The 19,558-nt window shown below is 71.6% G+C and carries 16 protein-coding genes; 7 read left to right on the forward strand and 9 right to left on the reverse strand.

The features are described 5' to 3' along the window. Positions 1–254 precede the first annotated feature (254 nt). Positions 255–1,718: a tRNA (N6-isopentenyl adenosine(37)-C2)-methylthiotransferase MiaB gene (gene miaB, locus ABT297_RS06550; protein WP_350545421.1), complete on the reverse strand. Its 1,464-nt coding sequence runs from the start codon at positions 1,716–1,718 to the stop codon at positions 255–257. Positions 1,719–1,970: 252 nt separating this feature from the next. Here miaB and ABT297_RS06555 point away from each other — a divergent pair, with 252 nt between their 5' ends. The 5 genes from ABT297_RS06555 (at position 1,971) to ABT297_RS06575 (ending at position 8,563) form a co-directional block, all read left to right on the forward strand. Then, entirely contained in the window at positions 1,971–2,717 is a 747-nt protein-coding gene (locus tag ABT297_RS06555) for an amino acid ABC transporter ATP-binding protein (protein WP_350545423.1), read from the forward strand. Positions 2,718–2,823: 106 nt separating this feature from the next. Then, positions 2,824–3,789: a glutamate ABC transporter substrate-binding protein gene (locus ABT297_RS06560; protein ID WP_350545425.1), complete on the forward strand. Its 966-nt coding sequence runs from the start codon at positions 2,824–2,826 to the stop codon at positions 3,787–3,789. 153 nt (positions 3,790–3,942) lie between these two features. Beyond that, the gene (locus ABT297_RS06565) at positions 3,943–4,599 is read left to right on the forward strand and encodes an amino acid ABC transporter permease (protein ID WP_350545426.1); all 657 of its coding nucleotides are present in this window, start codon (positions 3,943–3,945) and stop codon (positions 4,597–4,599) included. Continuing rightward, positions 4,596–5,468 carry an amino acid ABC transporter permease gene (locus tag ABT297_RS06570; protein ID WP_350545428.1) on the forward strand — a complete coding sequence of 291 codons (873 nt, stop codon included), beginning with the start codon at positions 4,596–4,598 and terminating at the stop codon, positions 5,466–5,468. The genes ABT297_RS06565 and ABT297_RS06570 overlap by 4 nt, the downstream gene beginning before the upstream one ends. 206 nt (positions 5,469–5,674) lie before the next feature. Then, entirely contained in the window at positions 5,675–8,563 is a 2,889-nt protein-coding gene (locus ABT297_RS06575; RefSeq protein WP_350545429.1) for an ABC transporter substrate-binding protein, read from the forward strand. A gap of 13 nt (positions 8,564–8,576) precedes the next feature. Here ABT297_RS06575 and rny read toward each other — a convergent pair whose 3' ends face one another. The 7 genes from rny to dhaM all read right to left on the reverse strand — a co-directional run bounded on the left by rny (position 8,577) and on the right by dhaM (position 16,742). Next, positions 8,577–10,325 (reverse strand): ribonuclease Y, encoded by a 1,749-nt coding sequence (rny, locus tag ABT297_RS06580; protein ID WP_502885513.1) that lies wholly within the window; start codon positions 10,323–10,325, stop codon positions 8,577–8,579. A gap of 1,189 nt (positions 10,326–11,514) precedes the next feature. After that, complete coding sequence (locus tag ABT297_RS06585; RefSeq protein ID WP_502885514.1) at positions 11,515–12,171, reverse strand: regulatory protein RecX; 657 nt, start codon at positions 12,169–12,171, stop codon at positions 11,515–11,517. 1,244 nt (positions 12,172–13,415) lie between these two features. Then, positions 13,416–14,465, reverse strand: coding sequence for a recombinase RecA (gene recA, locus ABT297_RS06590; protein ID WP_350545432.1), 1,050 nt, complete (start codon positions 14,463–14,465; stop codon positions 13,416–13,418). Positions 14,466–14,621: 156 nt separating this feature from the next. Further along, entirely contained in the window at positions 14,622–14,822 is a 201-nt protein-coding gene (locus ABT297_RS06595) for a DUF3046 domain-containing protein (protein ID WP_350545434.1), read from the reverse strand. A gap of 10 nt (positions 14,823–14,832) precedes the next feature. Next, entirely contained in the window at positions 14,833–16,077 is a 1,245-nt protein-coding gene (locus ABT297_RS06600; RefSeq protein WP_350545435.1) for an MFS transporter, read from the reverse strand. Positions 16,078–16,117: 40 nt separating this feature from the next. After that, positions 16,118–16,378 (reverse strand): HPr family phosphocarrier protein, encoded by a 261-nt coding sequence (locus ABT297_RS06605; RefSeq protein WP_350545437.1) that lies wholly within the window; start codon positions 16,376–16,378, stop codon positions 16,118–16,120. Next, positions 16,362–16,742, reverse strand: a complete 381-nt coding sequence (gene dhaM, locus ABT297_RS06610; protein WP_350545439.1) for a dihydroxyacetone kinase phosphoryl donor subunit DhaM — start codon at positions 16,740–16,742, stop codon at positions 16,362–16,364. The genes ABT297_RS06605 and dhaM overlap by 17 nt, the downstream gene beginning before the upstream one ends. A gap of 68 nt (positions 16,743–16,810) precedes the next feature. Here dhaM and dhaK point away from each other — a divergent pair, with 68 nt between their 5' ends. Together dhaK and dhaL are read left to right on the forward strand one after the other, a co-directional pair. Beyond that, positions 16,811–17,806, forward strand: a complete 996-nt coding sequence (dhaK, locus tag ABT297_RS06615) for a dihydroxyacetone kinase subunit DhaK (protein WP_350545442.1) — start codon at positions 16,811–16,813, stop codon at positions 17,804–17,806. 2 nt (positions 17,807–17,808) lie between these two features. Continuing rightward, entirely contained in the window at positions 17,809–18,441 is a 633-nt protein-coding gene (gene dhaL, locus ABT297_RS06620; protein WP_350545567.1) for a dihydroxyacetone kinase subunit DhaL, read from the forward strand. On the opposite strand, the gene ABT297_RS06625 is transcribed toward dhaL, so the two are convergent. Further along, positions 18,416–19,558, reverse strand: coding sequence for an acyl-CoA dehydrogenase family protein (locus tag ABT297_RS06625; RefSeq protein WP_350545444.1), 1,143 nt, complete (start codon positions 19,556–19,558; stop codon positions 18,416–18,418). The genes dhaL and ABT297_RS06625 overlap by 26 nt on opposite strands.

Here is a 19,558-nt window from a genome sequence, read left to right on the forward strand (position 1 = left end):
TATTTCGGCGCCAGTCGAGACCGGGCATCGCCGTCGATCTGCGTCGACCAGCCATCATGTTCGCCATGATCACGGAGTGAACATGCACAAAAAGCAACACGTTCACTCCGTGATAATGGCGAACCCCGCTCATCGTGGACGCCAGGCGCATGATCACGGAAACGTTGCTCGCCGCTACCCGCGCGGAGCGACCGACTTGTCCGACAAATCATCCGCAACCTCACCGCGCGGGTCTCACCCCCGGCGGCGGTTCGTCAGCAGTGGGAGGCGGGCTGCGGCGGCGGGACGCCGATCGCCGGCATGCCCAGGGACACGCCGGGAGTGCGGGTGACCCGGCCGGCCTCCCACGCGTCGCCCGCGCGGGTGCGGCGGTGCGCGACGAGCGGGCCGTCGGCGTTGAGGTGGTGCGGCGCGGCGTAGGTGACCGTGGTGTGCACGACGTCGCCGGGGCGGATGCCCGCGTCCGGGTCGGCGGCGAAGTGCACCAGCCGGCCGTCGCGGGCGCGGCCCGAGAGGCGGCCCGTCGCGGTGTCCTTGCGGCCCTCGCCGACGGCGGCCAGGACCTCCAGCGTGGAGCCCACGAGCCGCTTGTTCTCCGCCCAGCTGATCTCCTCCAGCGTGGCGATCAGGCGGTCGTACCGCTCCTGCACGACCCGCTTCGGCACCTGCTCGTCCATCGTGGCGGCCGGGGTGCCGGGACGCTTGGAGTACTGGAAGGTGAAGGCACTGGAGTAGCGGGCCGCGCGGACCACCTCGAGCGTCTGCTCGAAGTCGGCGTCGGTCTCGCCGGGGAAGCCGACGATGATGTCGGTGGTGATCGCGGCGTCCGGCATCGCGGCGCGGACCTTGTCGATGATCCCGAGGTACTTCTCGGCACGGTACGAGCGGCGCATCGCGCGCAGCACGGCGTCGGAGCCGGACTGCAACGGCATGTGCAGCGAGTGGCAGACGTTCGGGGTCTCGGCCATCGCGGCGATCACGTCGTCGGTGAAGTCCTTCGGGTGCGGGCTGGTGAACCGGACGCGCTCCAGGCCGTCGATGTCGCCGCAGGCGCGCAGGAGCTTGCCGAAGGCGTAGCGGTCGCCGAACTCGACGCCGTACGAGTTCACGTTCTGGCCGAGCAGCGTGACCTCGAGGACACCCTCCGCGGCGAGGGCCCGGACCTCGGCCAGGATGTCGCCGGGGCGGCGGTCCTTCTCCTTGCCGCGCAGCGCGGGCACGATGCAGAACGTGCATGTGTTGTTACAGCCGACGGAGATCGACACCCAGCCGGCGTAGGTCGACTCACGGCGGGTCGGCAGTGTGGACGGGAAGACCTCGAGCGACTCGAGGATCTCCACCTCGGCGGCGGCGTTGTGCCGGGCGCGCTCGAGCAGCACCGGCAGGGAGCCGATGTTGTGCGTGCCGAAGACGACGTCCACCCAGGGCGCCTTCTTCACGATCTCGCCGCGGTCCTTCTGCGCCAGGCAGCCGCCGACGGCGATCTGCATGCCGGGGTGGGCGCGCTTGGTCGGGCGCAGGTGGCCGAGGTTGCCATACAGCCGGTTGTCGGCGTTCTCCCGCACCGCGCACGTGTTGAACACGACGACGTCGGGCTCGCCGTCGCCGTCCGCCGGCACGTAGCCAGCCTCCTCCAGCAGTCCGGAGATGCGCTCGGAGTCGTGCGCGTTCATCTGGCAGCCGTAGGTGATCACGCGGAAGGTGCGGTTGTCAGTCATGGCAGCACGAATAATAGCCCCCGATCCGCTCACCGGCCGTATCCACGAGGCGGGACAGCATCCACGAGGCCGGGTAGCTGGACGTCGGCCGCCTCGCCTGCCGCGTCACCAAAACCGGCCCGTCAGGCACGCGCCAGGCAAATCGTCCGTTGTTATCGCTCCGTGACCGCAGTGTCGCGGATCAACGCCCTTTGCCCCGCTAACGTCATTCGCACCGCGGAGACAGGCGGCCATCACTATGCAGTGGGGCGGATGATGACTGACCAGCCTTTGATCGTGCTCAGTGGCGTGAACAAGTGGTTCGGCGACCTGCACGTGTTGAAGGACGTCAACCTGTCCATCGGGCGGGGCGAGGTCGTGGTCGTGATCGGACCGTCCGGATCGGGCAAGTCGACGCTGTGCCGGGCGATCAACCGGCTGGAGCCGATCAATCAGGGTGAGATCCTCGTCGACGGCACCCGCCTGCCCGAGGAGGGCCGGCCGCTGGCCAAGCTGCGCAGCGAGGTCGGCATGGTGTTCCAGTCGTTCAACCTGTTCGCGCACAAGACCGTGCTGGAGAACGTGATGCTCGGCCCGGTCAAGGTCCGGAAGGAGAAGCCGGCCGCGGTCCGGGAGCGGGCGATGGGCCTGCTCGAACGGGTCGGGATCGGCAAGCAGGCGGAGAAGTATCCGGCCCAGCTGTCCGGCGGACAGCAGCAGCGCGCGGCGATCGCGCGCGCCCTGGCGATGCAGCCCAAGGCGATGCTGTTCGACGAGCCGACGAGCGCCCTGGACCCGGAGATGGTCGGCGAGGTGCTCGACGTGATGACCACCCTGGCGGGCGAGGGCATGACCATGGTCGTGGTCACCCACGAGATGGGCTTCGCCCGGCACGCCGCCAACCGGGTCGTGTTCATGGCCGACGGGCAGCTCGTCGAGGAGGCCACGCCGGCGGAGTTCTTCGCCAACCCGCGCACCGAGCGCGCCAAGGACTTCCTGTCGAAGATCCTCACCCACTGACGCACAGACATACCTCGGCACACGAGATCAGGCGTACCGGCCCCGGTGCGCCAGCGGCCGGCCGGCTCGTCCGGGCGGTCATGAGGTCATGGAAGGAGCACGCAGAATGCGAATCACGCGGATCGCGGCCGTCGCCGCGGTCGCCACGCTTTCGCTCGGCCTCGCCGCTTGCGGCAAGGAGGGCACCCCCACCCCGGAGACGCCGGCCGGCCAGTCCGGCGCGCCCGCCGCGGCGAGCGACGCGTGCATGTCCTCGGGCACGTCCTTCACGCCGGCCAGCGGCGTGGACATCGCCGGCAGCCCCACGTTCGCCAAGATCAAGCCGGCCGGCAAGGTCGTCATCGGCGTCAAGGCCGACCAGCCGAACCTCGGCTACAAGGACGCCTCGGGCAAGCGCTGCGGCTTCGACATCGAGATCGCCCAGCTGATCGCGTCGAAGCTGGGCATCGACCCGGCCAAGATCGAGTACAAGGAAATCCAGTCCGCCAACCGCGAGTCGGCGATCAAGGGCGGCGAGGTCGACTACTACGTCGGCACCTACTCGATCACCGACAAGCGCAAGGCCGACGTCTCCTTCGCCGGCCCGTACTTCATCGCGCACCAGGACCTGCTGGTGCGCAAGGACGACACGTCCATCACCGGCGCGGACTCGCTCAAGGACAAGAAGGTGTGCTCCGTGAGCGGCTCGACGCCGATCCAGCGGGTGCGCGACCTGAAGCTCACCGAGGACGGCAACGTCGTGGAGTTCAAGACGTACTCCGAGTGCGTGTCGCAGCTGATCGACAAGAAGGTCGACGCGGTCACCACCGACGACGCGATCCTCAAGGGCTACGCCGCCCAGAACCAGAGCAAGCTCAAGGTCGTGGGCAAGCCGTTCGTCAACCCGGCGACCAGCCAGCCGTACCCGGAGAAGTACGGCATCGGCCTCCCGCACGACGACAAGGCGCTGCGCGACTTCGTCAACGGCGCGCTGGAGACCGCCGAGAAGGACGGCACCTGGCAGAAGATCTACGACGGCACGCTGGGCAAGTCGGGCTCCCCGGCCACCGCGCCGCCGCTCGAGAAGTACTGATCGTGACATCGGGACGCCGCTCCTACCGGGGGCGGCGTCCCGCCTCATTCCCTCCGACGGGCAGCGCGTGAGCGGTCCGGAGCGCAGTGGAGGGGCTGCTCACCTGATAGGACAGGGCTCCGTTCAATCTTGCCGGAGCGAAGCGGAGGGCGAGTGAACGAGTTCTTTCACGTCCTGACGGACAACTGGGACGTCATCGGGTCGCATTTCCTGGCGACGATCGAGCTGTTCCTGATCGCCGCCGCGGGGTCGCTGGTCTTCGGCACCCTGCTGGCCGCGATGCGCGTGTCCCCGGTGCCGGCGCTACGCGCCTTCGGCACCTCCTACGTGCTGCTGCTGCGCAACTGCCCGCTGACCCTGGTCTTCGCGCTGCTGGTGTTCGCCGTGCCGAAGCTGGAGGTCAACATCGACTACTTCCCCAGCGCGTGCATCGCTCTCATCGCCTACACCAGCGCATTCGTGTGCGAGGCGCTGCGCTCGGGCATCAACACGGTGCCGGTCGGGCAGGCCGAGGCCGCCCGCGCGCTGGGCATGACGTTCGCCCAGGTGCTGGGCTCGGTCGTGCTGCCGCAGGCGTTCCGCACGGTGGTGCCGCCGATGATCAGCGTGCTCAACGCCATGCTGAAGAACACCACGATCGCGGCCGGATTCTCGGTCGCCGAGGCGGGCGCGATCCAGGCGTACCTGTCCGAGCGCGGCGAGAACCAGATCTACGTCCTGCTGTGGGTCACGATCGGCTTCCTGATTCTGGTGGTTCCGCTGGTCGCTCTGCAGCGGACGCTCGAGCGACGCTGGAGGGTCGCGCGATGACCAACGTGCTCTACGACCTGCCCGGCCCGAAGGCTCGGCTGCGCAACCGGATCCTCGGCGTGGTGAGCGCCCTCGGGATCGTGGCGCTGCTGGCGTACATCGTCTGGCGCTTCTACGACACCGGCCAGTTCGAGCCGCTCAAGTGGCAGCAGTTCGAGTACACGGCGATCCAGTACCAGCTGCGGGACGGCTACCTGACCACGCTGCGTGTCGCGGGCACCGCGGCCGTGCTGGCGCTGCTGCTCGGCGCGCTGCTGGCCGCCGGGCGGCTGAGCGACCACGCCTGGCTGCGGGCGCCGGCCACCTCGTTCGTCGAGCTGTTCCGGGCGATCCCGCTGCTCGTGCTCATCTTCTTCGCCTACTACGGCCCGATCCAGCTCGGCTACAAGATCGGGCCGTTCTGGCCGCTGGTGATCGCCCTCATGGTGTACAACGGCGCCGTGCTCGCCGAGATCTTCCGGTCCGGCGTGCTCGCGGTCGCGCGGGGGCAGTCGGAGGCGGCCTACGCGCTGGGCATGCGCAAGACCCAGGTGATGCTGTCGATCCTGCTGCCGCAGGCGGTGCGCGCGATGCTGCCCGTCATCGTCAGCCAGCTCGTGGTGCTGCTCAAGGACACCGCGCTCGGCTTCATCATCGCGCTGCCGGAGCTGCTGTACGCCGGCAAGCAGATCGGTGGGCGCCTGGCCTTCGACCTGCCGTACGTGCCGAGCTACCTGGTGGTCGCCGCGATCTACATCGCCACCTGTGGTCTGCTGTCCTGGTTCGCGTTCTGGCTGCAGAAGCGTCTGATCGGCGGCCCTCGCCGCAGCACGGCCACGGGCCGGGTGCCGCTGACGACGGACCAGGGGGTCGCCGGGCCGGCGCTCTAGCGCCTGTTTCATAGCTGGGGTGGGAGCGAGGCGGAGTCCAGATTTCGTCTGGTGGTGGCCCGCGGAGCCAGGCTACCGGTGTTGTAACCGGGCTTGCGCGGGACGCCGCCAGGCGGAATCTGGGCCCGCCGCAGCCCCGCCTCAGCCATGAAACAGGCGCTAGCGTGGACATTGGCAACATTGCGCCCACTGCGTACGCTGCGCGGGTGGCGGACAGCGGCTTCAGGTTGGGCATCGACTTCGGGACCTCGAACACGGTCGCGGTGCTGCGCTGGCCGGACGGGCGCGCCAAGCCCCTGCTCTTCGACGGCTCGCCGCTGCTGCCGTCGGCGGTGTATGTCAACGCCGACGGCACCATCCTGACCGGTCGCGACGCCGTGCACTCCGCGCGGCTGCAGCCGCACCGGTTCGAGCCCTACCCGAAGCGCCGCGTCGAGGAGGGCACCGTCTGGCTCGGCGAGCGGGACGTGCCCGTCGGCGAGCTCGTCACGAGCGTGCTGCGCCGGGTCGCGACCGAGGCCGAGCGGGTCGCCGGCGCGAAGCCGTCGCAGGTGATGATCACCCACCCGGCGACCTGGCCGCCGCAGCGGCGCCAGACCCTCTCCCAGGCCGCCGTCGCGGCTGGGCTGCCGGCGCCGCTGCTGTCCGCCGAGCCGGTCGCCGCCGCCTCGTACTTCGTCGGCACGGTCGGCACCCACGTGCCGGTCGGCGGCATCGCCGTCGTCTACGACTTCGGCGCCGGCACGTTCGACGCGAGCGTCGTGCGCCGCAACGCGGGCGGCGGCTTCGACGTGCTGGCCAGCGAGGGGCTGCCCGACGCCGGTGGGCTCGACGTGGACGCGGCCGTGGTGGCGTACCTCGGGCGCAACTTCACCGGCCGCGAGGGCGACCAGTGGCGCCGGCTGACCAACCCGGAGAGCGAGACCGACCGGCGGACCGCCTGGCAGCTGTGGGAGGACGCGCGGCTGGCCAAGGAGATGCTCAGCCGGGCCGCCACCACGTATGTCCACGTGCCGCTGTTCGACGAGAGCGTGCCGATCGGCCGCGAGCAGCTGGAGCAGCTGGCCCGGCCGATCCTGGACCGCACGGTCACGGCGACCCAGATCGCGGTGACCGCCGCAGCGCTCGGCGACCGCCCGGTGTCGGCGGTGTTCCTGGTCGGCGGCTCCAGCCGGATCCCGCTGGCGGCTACGCTGCTGCACCGCGCGATGGGGATCGCGCCGACCGCGATCGAGCAGCCGGAACTGGTCGTCGCCGAGGGCGCGCTGCACCTGGCCCCGCCGACCGGGCGCGCCCCGGTGTCGGGCGTCGCCGGTGGTGCCCCCTCGCCGATCTCCGGGCCGCCGATCTCGGGCGTCCCCGGCCTCGAGCCGAGCGGAGACGTCGCCGCAGCGCCGGTGTCGGCCTCCCCCGTCTCCGGGCAGCCGGTGTCGCCGGCGTTCTCGATGCCGTCGAACACGCCGCACCTGCCGCCGCTGCTGCAGACGAGCTCGATGCCGGCGGTGCCGCCGCAGCCCACGTCTCCGCCGGCCGCGCCGCCGGTTGTACCGCAGGTCGTGCCGCCGGTTGTACCGTCGCAGCCCACCTCGCCGCCGCCGCAGCACCCGGCCGGCTTCCCGCCCAAGCAGCACCCGGCCTTCCCGCCGCAGCAGCGCCCGCCGGCGCAGCCCGCGATGTCTACCGTGCCCGCCGTGCCCACTCAGCCCGCCGCCTACGCGCAGCCGCGGCCGCCGGTCGCGCCGCCGCAGCCCGTGACCGGGCCGCCGGCCGGCCCCGCCCCGGCGTGGCAGGCACCCGGCTCCGCGCAGCCCATGCCCGCCCAACCCATGCCCTTGCAGCCGATGCCGGGGCAGCCTGTCTCCGGCGGGTACGCGCCGCCCGGGGTACTACCGCCGCGAAAGCGCAACGGCGGACTCATCGCGGCCGCCGGCGTTGGCGCCCTCGCGCTCCTGCTCGTCATCGGCGGGATCGTCTGGCTCAACAGGGACGGCAACGAGGGCGGGGGCGGCGGCGATCCGTCGAAACAGGCGGCGCCGGCCGTATCACCTGCGTGCGGGCACAAGATCGGATACATCGGCACGTCCAGCGGCGACAACTCCGACGACGGCGTGATGATGCGCAACAGCGTCAAGCTGGCCATCGACGACTTCAACGCCACGCACTCGAACTGCCGCGTCGACTTCAAGGAGTTCGACACGACGGGCACCGACGAGGGCAGCAGGAAGCAGGCGCAGAACGCGGTCGGCGACCCGGAGGTCATCGGCGTGGTCGGCCCGGTGTACGACAACGAGATCCTCGCCGCGGGCCCGATCCTCAACAGGGCGAACGTGCCGATGATCGTGCCGTTCGCGCCCGGCGAGAAGCTCGCCAAGCAGGGCTGGGCCATGTTCCACCGGATCATCGGCTCCGACGAGGACCAGGCCCGAGCGGGCGCGCGGTACCTGAGGAACACCCTCAAGGCGAAGAAGACCGCGATCGTGTACGACGACTCGGACTTCGGCAGGGTCGGGCGCCAGCAGGTGTCGAACGAGCTGGGCAGCGCCACCGGCCTGACAGTGCAGATCCACGAGACCGACACCGACTTCACCTCCGAGGTCAAGCAGGTCACGGACTCCAACCCGGACGCCGTCTACTTCGCGGGCCAGTCCAAGGGCGGCATCGCCTTCGTGAAGGCGCTGCGGACAGCGAAGCCCGACCTGCCGGTCGTGGGCTCGGACAGGCTGTTCACGCAGGGCTTCGTCAAGAACACCGAGGGCAAGGCCGAGGGCGTCATCGTCACCTGCCCGTGCGTGCCGTCGAAGGAGGCGGGCGGCGACTTCGCGTCGAAGTACCAGGGTGCGTTCGGCGCGCAGGCCAGCTACTACGGCCCGGAGGCGTACGACGCGGCCGGCGTCTTCCTGGCCGGCTTCCTGGCGGGCAAGGGTACCCGCGACGAGATGGTCGACTTCCTGTCGACGTACAACGCCAAGGGCGCGGCCACGGGCCGCCAGATCAAGTTCGACGGCAGCGGCAACCTGTCGGCGCCGAATCCGCTGATCTGGGCGTACAAGGTGCAGGGCAAGTACATGGTGAAGGAGTCGGTGATCCAGCCCTGATCCGCAGTGCCGGTCAGCGGGCGATCTCGGTGACCCGTGACTCCCGCACGACCGTGACGCGGATCTGCCCCGGGTAGGTCAGCTCCTCCTCGATCTGCTTCGCCACGTCGCGGGCCAGCACCGCCGCCCCGATGTCGTCGACGTCGTCGGGCCGGACCATGACCCGGATCTCACGCCCGGCCTGCATCGCGAAGACCTTCTCCACGCCGGACTTGCCGCCGGCGATCTCCTCGATGCGCTCGAGGCGCTTGACGTACGCCTCCAGGCTCTCCCGCCGCGCGCCCGGGCGGCCGCCGGAGCACGCGTCGGACGCCTGCGTCAGGACGGCCTCGATGGTCTGCGGCAGGACCTCGTTGTGATGCGCCTCGATCGCGTGAACGACTTCGTCGTGCTCGCCATACTTGCGCGCGACATCGGCGCCGATCAGCGCATGGCTGCCCTCGACCTCGTGGGTGAGCGCCTTGCCGATGTCGTGCAGGAACGCGCACCGCTTGATCAGCGCCGGGTCCAGGCGCAGCTCGGCGGCCATGATGCCGGCGATGTGAGCGGTCTCGACGAGGTGCTTGAGGACGTTCTGGCCGTACGAGGTCCGATACCGCAGCCGTCCGAGCAGCGTCATCAGCTCGGGGTGCAGGTCGGTGATCCCGACCTCGACCAGCGCGTCCTCGGCGGCCCGGTGGCACAGCCGCTCAACCTCGTGCTTCGCCTGCTCGAAGACCTCCTCGATGCGGTGCGGATGGATCCGCCCGTCGAGCACCAGCTTCTCGAGGGTGAGACGGCCGATCTCCCGGCGTACCGGATCGAAGCAGGACAGCAGCACCGCCTCGGGCGTGTCGTCGATGATCAGGTTGACCCCGGTCGTCGACTCGAACGCGCGGATGTTGCGCCCCTCGCGCCCGATGATCCGGCCCTTCATCTCGTCGCTGGGCAGGTGCAGGACGCTGACCACGCTCTCCGCGGTCTGCTCGCTGGCGACCCGCTGGATGGCGTCGACGACGATGTGCCGGGCCCGCTGCTCGGCGGTGTTGCGCGCGTCGTTCTCGATGTCGCGCACGAGCAGCGCCGCCTCACGCTTGGCCTGCGCCTCGATCGTCTCGACGACCTCGGTCCGGGCCGCTTCGGCCGTCAGCCCCGCGATGCGCTCCAGCTCCTCGCGGTGCCGGTCCTCACCCTCGGCGAGATCGGCCTCCCGCCGGGCAAAGGACGCTTCGCGTTCCGAAAGATCCGTTTCGGTACCGCTGATGCGCCGGTCCCGCTCCGCCAGCCGCTCGGCCTCCTCGGCCAGCAGCCGCTCCCGCTCGTCGAGCCGGCGCTGCCGGCGTTCGGCGTCCTGCGACTGCTCCTTGGCCACCGCGGTGAGCTGGTTGACCTCGCGCTCCCCCGCCCGCCGCGCCGTCGCCCGCGCCTGCTCGGCGTCGGTCTCGGCCTGCCGGTGCGCGCGCTCGATCAGCGAGTCGGCCTCCGCCCGGGCCCCGTCGAGGATCCGCCGCGCCTCCGACCTGGCCGCGCTGGCCTCCGCCTTCGCCGCCGCCGCCTCGGTGCGCGCCGCCGCCGCGGCCGCCCGCGCCTCGTCGACGGCCGCCGTGGCGTCCTCGGCCGCGGTACGCAGCGACGCCAGTGAGTGCTCCTGCCGGTCCTTCTCGGCGAGGAAGACGGGATCGTCCACCGTCGGCGCCGCCGCTGGCGCGCTCACCCCGAGCCGCCGGATCACCTTCAACGCGACCACGAGCACCACGACCACAACGACGCCGAGCACGGTCATCGCCACCGTCAGCGCGATCTGAAATCCAGTCACGCCGCCACCTCACCGGCTGCCGCACGGTACACGCCCGCCCGGTTTCCGCACGCTCTGTTCACGACTACCGCCCTGTCCGCACGGGCGGTCCCGCCCCCGGTTGCAACCCTACTTGGGTCGGCGGCCCGGGTTCGGCGCTCGAGCCGGAAGGGCGCGGTTCCGCCTGGACCGCCGCACGCCACGAGCCGGTCGCTCCCGTCGGGGGCCGCGCGACGGGCCGGTTCCGTCCGGCGCCGGCCACGCACGGTGGCGACCGCCCGCAGGCGCGGGCCCGGGGTTCGGCTTCCCTCGCCGCCCTCGTCGCCGTCGGCATCCGGCGCCGTGCCGGACCGTTCGCCGTTGCGGGCTCGTCCCGCGGTCGCCCCGGTGGCCGACAGGCCACCGTTGCTTTCGGGGTCGCAGAGGATGACACGAGCGCACTCCGTCACGACGTCACCTCGCTCCGCTCGGCGCCGCGCATCTGCGACGGCGGGTGATGTGGAGGAGACGCCCGACCACGGTGCATCAAAAAATATCGATATCGAGGCTTAGGAAGCCCCGCTGCTGGGTCGCTGCTAGCGCCATGCCTCCCGCAAGGCGTGGCGCTCATATCCGCTTCAAAATGTGGTAAGTGTTGCTGATCTGTGACGCGATCTATGTTGTGCGGTAAACCCGCGGTGGTTGGGCGGTCTCCATCTGGTAACGCCGAGGCTAGGTCTTGAAGGGCTCTTCGGTCAAGGACTCATGATCGGGCACCATACGGGATGTAAGTCCGCCAAGTGCCGTTGCCAGCCGAAACGCCCCAGCGGCGACATTCGACCGGACGTTTCCGGCATGTCGGTCGCCGAGTTACACCCTGCGTAATGTTCCGCTCGACGAAGCGCACCCACACCCCGCCCGAGACTGCAATCATTCCACCACAGAACGTGTCCGCTACCAACACCACCATCGACGCCCATCACGTAAGCAAAGCGGCATTCGGCAAGGCGGCCGGCCCTCATTCGAGGTGGCGGTCCACACCTGGCCTGGTGGCAGCGCGCCGGACGGCGGATGACGCCCGACGGACCCGGCCGCGCGGACACCGCGACGCAGAAGCGAGCGGCGCGGAGCCGGCGACGCCGCGGCAGCGACGGGGAGCGGCGCGGCAGCGACGGGCCGGTGGTTACTGAACGTCTGGTTACTGAGCGTCAGGATCGAGCGCGGCGTCGGCCAGCGCGTCGGGGTCGATGCCGTCGGCGAACTCGGCGGACTCCTCCCGATCGGCCATGACCTCCTTGACCACTCGGATGGCGAGGCCGGCCGGGTACCCCTTGCGCCCGAGCATCCCGACCAGGCGCCGGAACACGGCCTCGGGCCCTCCGCGGGTCTCGGTGCGCAGGCGGCGGGCCACGAGCGCCCGCGCGGTCTGCTCCTCGACCTCCGGGGCCAGCTCCTCGAGCGCCTCGCTCACCTCGTCCGCGGAGACACCCTTGCGCCGCAGCTCGCCGGCCAGCGCGCGGCGGGCCAGCCCGCGTCCGCGGTGGCGGCTGGTGACCCAGGCCCGAGCGAACGCGGCGTCGTCGATGATGCCGACGTCGTCGTACCGCTCGAGGATCTCCGCCGCGATCTCCTCCTCCACCCCGCGCTTGCGCATGGCGGTGGCAAGCTCGGCGCGCGTGCGAGGCCGCACGGCCAGCTGCCGCAGACAGATCTCCCGCGCCGCCTCCCGCGGATCGACCGGCGCCGGCGGCGGCGGCGAATCGCGACGCTCCCGGCCGCGCCCCCCGCGCCTGCCCCGCCGTTCCCCGTCCCGGCCTCCGCCCCCGCCCTCACGCTCGCCGCCGGAATCGGGAATTCCCGGAATATCCGGATCATCCGCGGAACGGCGCTGGACTTCGCCCCGTGAGAAGGACAAAGCCTCGGCGCGCGAGGAGAAGGGCTCGGGCAAACCCGGCGACAAGGACGAAGCCCCACCCGGCGGGGAAAACGGCTCGGGCAAACCCCGCGACGAGGACGAACCCCCACCCCGCACCGACGAGGCCCCACCCGGCGGGGAAAACGGCTCGGGCAAACCCCGCGACGAGGACGAAACCTCACCCCGCGAGGAGGAGGCGCGGCCGGATCCACGTCGAGAAGGCGAGCCCGTCGAGGCCGAACGCGATGCGTCGGCGTCCGCCCACGGGTTGTCCGGCCCGGGCTCCCACGCCGGCCGCGGCGCCGACTCGGGCCCGGGATCGCCGGCCGAGAGCCAGGGATTGTCCGAGGGGACCCCGGGACGACCGCCCGCAGAAGCCCCGGGACGGCCAGAACCCATTCCCGGACGGTCCGAGGAGGCATCGGGACGGCCGGATCCCCCTCCGGAACGGGCGGAAGAGGTGCCCGGAGAGGCGTCGAAACGGCCGGAAGGGGTCCGCGGACCGTCGAAGGAGCTCGGGGAAGCCTCGATCGGGAAGCCGCCGGCAGAACCGGCCCGCGGCGGGGGCGCGTCGCCGCGCGGGGCCGAGGCGGTGGCGGCTGCCGGGCCGGACGAGGGTGCGAGCCAGGGGTTCTCGCCGCCCGGATCGTCCCAGGGCAGCACCGGCGCCGTGGCCGAGGCGCGCCGAGGCGGCACGGGCCGTGCCGGGTCGTCGGCGGTGAGCCACGGGTTATCCTCGTCCGACCCGGGCTCGGCCCCGGACTCGGCAGCGGCGGCGTCATCCCCGCCAGCCATCAGCACACCTCCGACACAGCACCGGCCCGGAGGCCGGAACCACCCGCAACATCACCGGCGGACCGGCGACCGCGGCCCCGGGAGACCCGGTGCCGGCCAAGCGGCTTGGCCCGCCTGGCCGGCACCGGGTGGTCATTGAGCGCAACGAGGACCAATCGCAACGCCGGCACCGACGAGCCGCAGCGACCACGGCGAGACACCGCCATCGGCGACCGCGACCCCGCGCCCCACAGCGCGACGCCGCCGAGCCGCAGCAACCACGGCCGCGCCACGGCGCCACCGCGGCCGGGAAACCACGAGTGTCATATCGCAGCGACCATAGTCAGCCCACGCGACGACCGCGACCTCCGCCGCGCGAGGGCGGTGCCCCGCGCGGCGGTGGAGGTGCGTCAGAAGTCGACCGGGGTGACCTCGGGGCCGCCGGCGGCGTCGGCCGCCTGGCCGACGCCGACACCCAGCTTCTCCTTGATCTTCTTCTCGATCTCGGCGGCCACGTCCGGGTTGTCGCGCAGGAACTTGCGCGAGTTCTCCTTGCCCTGGCCGAGCTGGTCGCCGTCGTACGTATACCACGCGCCGGACTTGCGGATGATCGACTGCTCGACGCCCACGTCGATGAGGGAGCCCTCGCGGGAGATGCCCTTGCCATACATGATGTCGAACTCGGCCTGCTTGAACGGCGAGGCGACCTTGTTCTTGACAACCTTGACGCGGGTGCGGTTGCCGACCACGTCGGTGCCGTCCTTGAGGCTCTCGATGCGGCGCACGTCGAGGCGGACCGAGGCGTAGAACTTCAGCGCCCGGCCACCGGTCGTGGTCTCGGGGCTGCCGAACATGACGCCGATCTTCTCGCGCAGCTGGTTGATGAAGATCGCCGTGGTGCCGGAGTTGTTGAGCGCACCGGTGATCTTGCGCAGCGCCTGGCTCATGAGGCGGGCCTGGAGGCCGACGTGGCTGTCGCCCATCTCGCCCTCGATCTCGGCGCGCGGCACGAGGGCGGCGACGGAGTCGATGACGATGATGTCAAGGGCGCCGGAGCGCACCAGCATGTCGACGATCTCGAGGGCCTGCTCGCCGGTGTCGGGCTGGGAGACCAGCAGCGCGTCGGTGTCGACGCCCAGCGCCTTGGCGTAGTCGGGGTCGAGCGCGTGCTCGGCGTCGATGAACGCCGCGATGCCGCCCTGGGCCTGTGCGTTGGCGATCGCGTGCAGGGCGACGGTGGTCTTACCGCTCGACTCCGGACCGAAGACCTCGATCACCCGTCCGCGCGGCAGCCCGCCGATGCCCAGCGCCACGTCGAGGGCGATGGAGCCGGTCGGGATCACCGCCTGAGGCTGCAGGACGCGCTCGCCGAGCCGCATCACGGAGCCCTTGCCGAACTGCTTGTCGATCTGCGAGAGGGCGAGCCCCAGCGCCTTCTCCCGGTCCGGTTGCACTGCCATGTCCGTCACCCCTGGGTTCGCGGTCTTCGTCGGCGTTCGCTTGGTCACGCTGACACGTTAAGCGCCGGGTATGACAAAAACTGCCGCGTGATGCCCGACCAGCGAGAAGAGTACCCGTACACCTGTACGATCAACATGCTGACACGCCGAAAAACATCAGCGTAAGCGGGCAGGAACACGCTCCGGGTATGCCTCGACCACAGCGCGCCACACCTTCGCGGTCTCGAAGCCGCCGGCGAGGGCCTGCTCGATCGTGCGGCCGCCCAGCTGCGACAACACGTGATCATGGGCGATGCTTTTCGCGTAGGCCGGGCCGAACACCTGCTCCAGCCGCTGCCAGAAATCCGTCAGACGCACGCCTGCCAACCTAACGGAGGACGCGGGCGACGAGCGGCACCACCGCGACCGCGGCGAGCAGGGTCAGCACCGGAAACCCGAACAGGTCGACCACCAGCCCGGACAGCGCCCCCGCCGAGGCGCCCGCCACGCCCATGACGATGTCGGAGAGCCCTTGGACGGCGGCGCGCCGCTCCAGCGGTACCGACTCGGAGAGCAGGGTCGAACCGGCCACCATCGTGCCGCTCCAGCCCAGCCCGAGCAGGGCCATGCCGATCGAAAGCCGCCAGGTGTGCTCGCCGGCGGTGCCGCTGAGCGCGCAGGCGAGCACGAGCAGCGCGGCGCCGCCGAGGATGACGGGACGGCGCCCGAAGCGGTCCGCGAGCCAGCCGGCCAGCGGCGATAGGGCGTACATCCCGGTGATGTGGATGCTGATCACCAGGCCGACGATGCGCAGCAGGTCGCCGTGGTCGTGCACGTATGCCCCGATGTACACCGGCGTCATCGACATCACGCCGACCATCACGACGTGACCGACCGCGACCGCGGCGACACCGGTCCGGGCGCCGGCACTGTCGCGGATCGTGCGGGCCGCCTGCCGCCAGACGCCCCGCGCGGGAGCGGCGGTCTCGCCGGCGAGGCCCCGCGCCGTCAGCAGCGGGTCCGGGCGCAGCATCGCCAGCAGCACGACCGCGCCGAGGCCGAACGCGACGGCGCTGAACAGGTACGGCCCGCCGTACTCCGGCACACCCCACCGCGCCAGCAGCCGATCGGTGAGCGGGGCGAGGTTGGGCCCGGCCACCGCCCCGATCGTCGTGGCCCACACCACGATCGACAGCTGCCGCGCCCGCCGGTCGGAGGCGGCGAGGTCGACGGCCGAGTACCGCGCCTGCAGGTTCGCCGCGCTCGCCCCGCCGAACAGCAGCGTGCCGAGGAACAGCAGCGGCACGCTGGAGACGACCACGGCGAGGGCGACGAGCAGCGCGCCGGCGGCGCCGGTGGAGTACGCGAACACGAGCCCGGGCCGCCGCCCGCCGGTGCGCATCAGGCGGGTCGCCGGGATCGCGATCAGCGCCGCGCCGATGACCGCGCAGCTGCCGGCGAGCCCGGCGGCCCACGGGCCGGCCAGCGACGCGGCGAGCAGCGCGCCGACGGAGACGCCGCTGGCCACCCCGAGCCCGCCCACGATCTGCGTGCCGACGAGCAGGCCCAGCGTGCGCCGCTGCAGGGACGCGACATCGGCGGGCGCTGCGGTGGACGTCACGCCAAGGGTCACGCCGTCATCCTCGCGTACGGACCGCGACCCGCACCAGTCATTACGCCACGGCGGAGAGGGCCAGTACGACGGCCGCGGCCGCCTCGTCGGCGTCATCGCCGTGCGCGTGGACGCGCACCGTGGAGCCCGCCGTCGCGTTCAGCCCCATGATCGCCAGCACGCTGCGAGCGTTCGCCCGCTTCTCGTTGAAGATCACTTCGACCGTACTGCGGAAGCGCGCCGCCACCCGCACCAGCGCCCCGGCGGGCCGGGCGTGCAGATCCTCGGGCAGCACCACGCAGCGCTCAGAGCTTGCGGACATTGCGGGCCTCCACCGCCGCCTGCGTGACCTCGTCGAGGTCGGCGCCGGTGCCGGCGAGCACGGCCGCCGCGACCGCGCCCTCGACGAACGGCGCGTCGACGAGCACGGCGTCGTTGGCGACCCGGTCCTCCAGGACGGTACGCGCGGTGAGCACGGCGCTACCCAGGTCGGTCAGCACGAGGACCCCGGCGCCGCGGTCGGCCCGGTCGATGGCGACGAGAATCCGGTCGTAGCTGGTGCCCAGCCCGCCGTCGTCGGTCCCGCCCGCCGCTTCGATCGGCACCGCCTCGCCCGCGACCTGCACCAGCATGTCACGCAGCCCGTGCGCCAGCCGCTCGCTATGCGAGACGAGGACGATTCCCACCGGTTGCCCACCCGTTGATCCCATGTCCGGCAATGCTATGTGCTCGCCGTAGCACCAAAATGGCAGGCATGAAGAAGTTCATCAACGACCCGGCCGACGTCGTCCGGGAGGCGCTCGCCGGGATCGCCGCCGCGCACCCGGAGCTGCGGGTGGACCTCGAGGCCCAGTTCGTGGCGCGGGCCGGTGCGCCCCGGCCGGGCAAGGTCGGCCTGGTCTCCGGCGGCGGCTCCGGCCACGAGCCGCTGCACGCCGGGTTCGTCGGGCCGGGGATGCTCGACGCCGCCTGCCCCGGCGAGGTGTTCACCTCGCCCGTGCCCGACCAGATCCTGGCCGCCACCAGGGCCGCCGACGCCGGCGCCGGGGTCGTGCACGTCGTGAAGAACTACACCGGCGACGTCATGAACTTCTCCCTCGCCGCGGAGCTCGCCGACGACGACGGCCTGCGGGTTGAGACCGTGCTCGTCGACGACGATGTCGCGGTCGAGGACTCGACCTGGACCGCCGGGCGCCGCGGCACGGGCGCCACGCTGCTGGTCGAGAAGATCGCCGGAGCGCTGGCCGAGGAGGGCGCGACGCTCGAGGCCGTCGCGGCCGCCGGCCGCCTGGTCAACGAGCGCTCCGCGTCGTTCGCCGTCGCGCTGACCGCGTGCACGACGCCCGCCGCCGGAAAGCCGGGGTTCGGCCTGCCCGGCGACGAGATCGAGGTCGGCGTCGGCATCCACGGCGAGCCCGGGCGAAGCCGCCAGAAGATGCGCCCGGCGCGCGAGATCGCCGCGCTGGTCGTCGACGCCGTGCTGACCGCGAAGCCGATCGGGCCCGAGCCGCTGATCGTCCTGGTCAACGGGCTCGGCGGCACGCCGTTGATGGAGTTGTACCTCATGTTCGGCGAGATCTCCCGCGCGCTGGGCTCCGGCGGGGCGCGCATCGCCCGCTCCCTCGTCGGCAACTACGTGACCAGCCTCGACATGGCGGGCATGTCGCTCACCGTGTGCCGGGCCGACGACGAGCTGCTGCGGCTGTGGGACGCCCCGGTGCGCACCCCGGCCCTGCGCTGGGGGGCGTGAGCATGGACGAGGCGCTGGCCCGGGCCTGGATCGCCGCCGTCGCCGAGGCGGTGCGCGCGGAGGCCGACCGGCTCACCGACCTCGACGCCGCGATCGGCGACGGCGACCACGGCGTCAACCTGCGCCGCGGGTTCGACGCCGCGGACGCCGCGCTGGCGTCACTCGAGCCGACGACCGCGGGCGACGTGCTGGGCAAGACGGGCACGACGCTGCTGTCGAAGGTCGGCGGCGCGTCCGGCCCGCTGTACGGCACGGTCTTCCGCGCCCTGGGCAAGACCCTGCGGCAGGGCGGCTCGCTCGCCGACGGCCTGCAGGCGGCGCTGGACGGGGTACAACAGCTGGGAAAGGCGGTCGTCGGCGACAAGACCATGATCGACGCGCTGTCCCCGGCGGTGGCCGCCTACTCGGCCGCGGCCGGCGACGGTGAGGGCGCCGCGGCCCGGGCGGCAGCGGACGCGGCGGCCGAGGGCGTCCGCGCCACCGTGCCGCTGCGGGCGCGCAAGGGCCGCGCCTCCTACCTGGGCGAGCGCAGCATCGGCCACCCCGACCCGGGCGCCACCTCCACCGCGCTGATCCTGGCCGTCCTCGCCGAGGTGACGACCGGCGACGTCACAGCCCGAGGCTCCGGCCGATGATCTCCTTCATGATCTCGGTGGTGCCGCCGTAGATCGTCTGGACCCGGCTGTTGAGCCATGCCTTCGCGACCGGGTACTCCAGCATGAAGCCGTAGCCGCCGTGCAGCTGCACGCACCGGTCCGCGACCTTGTTCTGCAGCTCCGTCGTCCACCACTTCGCCTTGGCCGCGTCGGCGACGCTGAGCCGCCCCGCGTTCTGCTCCAGGATGCAGTGGTTGAGGAACGTGCGGGCGATCGTGACCTCGGTGTCGAGCTCGGCGAGCAGGAACCGGTTGTGCTGGAACCTGCCGATCGGCCGGCCGAACGCCTCCCGCGTCCTGGCGTACTCCAGCGTCATCGCCAGGACGTGCTCCGCCGCGGCGACGGCGGCGACGGCGATGCTGAGGCGCTCCCGCGGCAGGTTGGCCGTGAGGTGGTAGAAGCCGGAGTTCTCCTGCCCGATCAGGTGGTCGGCCGGGATCCGGCAGTCGTCGAAGAACAGCTCCGCGGTGTCGTTGGCCTTGAGCCCGACCTTCTCCAGCCGCCGCCCCCGCGTGAAGCCGGGCGTGCCGGTCTCCACCGCGAACAGGCTGATGCCGTGCGCGCCGCGGGCGGGATCGGTCTTCGCCACCACGATCACCAGGTCGGCCAGCTCGCCGTTGGTGATGAAGGTCTTCTGCCCGCCCAGCACCCAGGCGTCGCCGTCGCGCACCGCGCTGGTGCGGATGCCGGCCAGGTCGCTGCCGGCCCCCGGCTCGCTCATCGCGATGGCGGTCACGATGTCGCCGGAGCAGAAGCCGGGCAGCCACCGCTCGCGCTGCTCCTCGGTCGTCAGCTCCGTCAGGTACGGCGCGACGACGTCGTTGTGCAGCCCGAACCCGAGCCCCGACGCGCCCGCCGCGGTGATCTCCTCGACGAGCACGGCGTTGAACCGGAAGTCCCGCTGTCCGCCGCCGCCGTACCGCTCACCGACGTCCATGCCGAGCAGCCCCACGGCGCCGGCCTTGCGCCAGATCTCCCGGTCGACGATCCCGGCCTTCTCCCACTCGTCGTTGTGCGGCACGGCCTCGCGGGCGAGAAACTCGCGGCACAGGTCCCGGAACGCGTGGTGCTCGGCCTCGTACAGGTGCTGCTCCAT

The sequence above is a fragment of the Dactylosporangium sp. NPDC000555 genome (assembly GCF_040300025.1).
Taxonomy (GTDB): domain Bacteria; phylum Actinomycetota; class Actinomycetes; order Mycobacteriales; family Micromonosporaceae; genus Dactylosporangium.

Excerpts from the sequence above, each read along its gene's own strand:
- dhaL (WP_350545567.1), top strand. The coding sequence starts at position 17,809 with ATGGACGAGGCGCTGGCCCGGGCCTGGATCGCCGCCGTCGCCGAGGCG.
- ABT297_RS06555 (WP_350545423.1), top strand. The coding sequence starts at position 1,971 with ATGATGACTGACCAGCCTTTGATCGTGCTCAGTGGCGTGAACAAGTGG.
- ABT297_RS06570 (WP_350545428.1), top strand. The coding sequence starts at position 4,596 with ATGACCAACGTGCTCTACGACCTGCCCGGCCCGAAGGCTCGGCTGCGC.
- miaB (WP_350545421.1), bottom strand. The coding sequence starts at position 1,718 with ATGACTGACAACCGCACCTTCCGCGTGATCACCTACGGCTGCCAGATG.
- ABT297_RS06625 (WP_350545444.1), bottom strand. The coding sequence starts at position 19,558 with ATGGAGCAGCACCTGTACGAGGCCGAGCACCACGCGTTCCGGGACCTG.
- rny (WP_502885513.1), bottom strand. The coding sequence starts at position 10,325 with ATGACCGTGCTCGGCGTCGTTGTGGTCGTGGTGCTCGTGGTCGCGTTG.
- ABT297_RS06605 (WP_350545437.1), bottom strand. The coding sequence starts at position 16,378 with ATGTCCGCAAGCTCTGAGCGCTGCGTGGTGCTGCCCGAGGATCTGCAC.
- recA (WP_350545432.1), bottom strand. The coding sequence starts at position 14,465 with ATGGCAGTGCAACCGGACCGGGAGAAGGCGCTGGGGCTCGCCCTCTCG.
- ABT297_RS06560 (WP_350545425.1), top strand. The coding sequence starts at position 2,824 with ATGCGAATCACGCGGATCGCGGCCGTCGCCGCGGTCGCCACGCTTTCG.
- dhaK (WP_350545442.1), top strand. The coding sequence starts at position 16,811 with ATGAAGAAGTTCATCAACGACCCGGCCGACGTCGTCCGGGAGGCGCTC.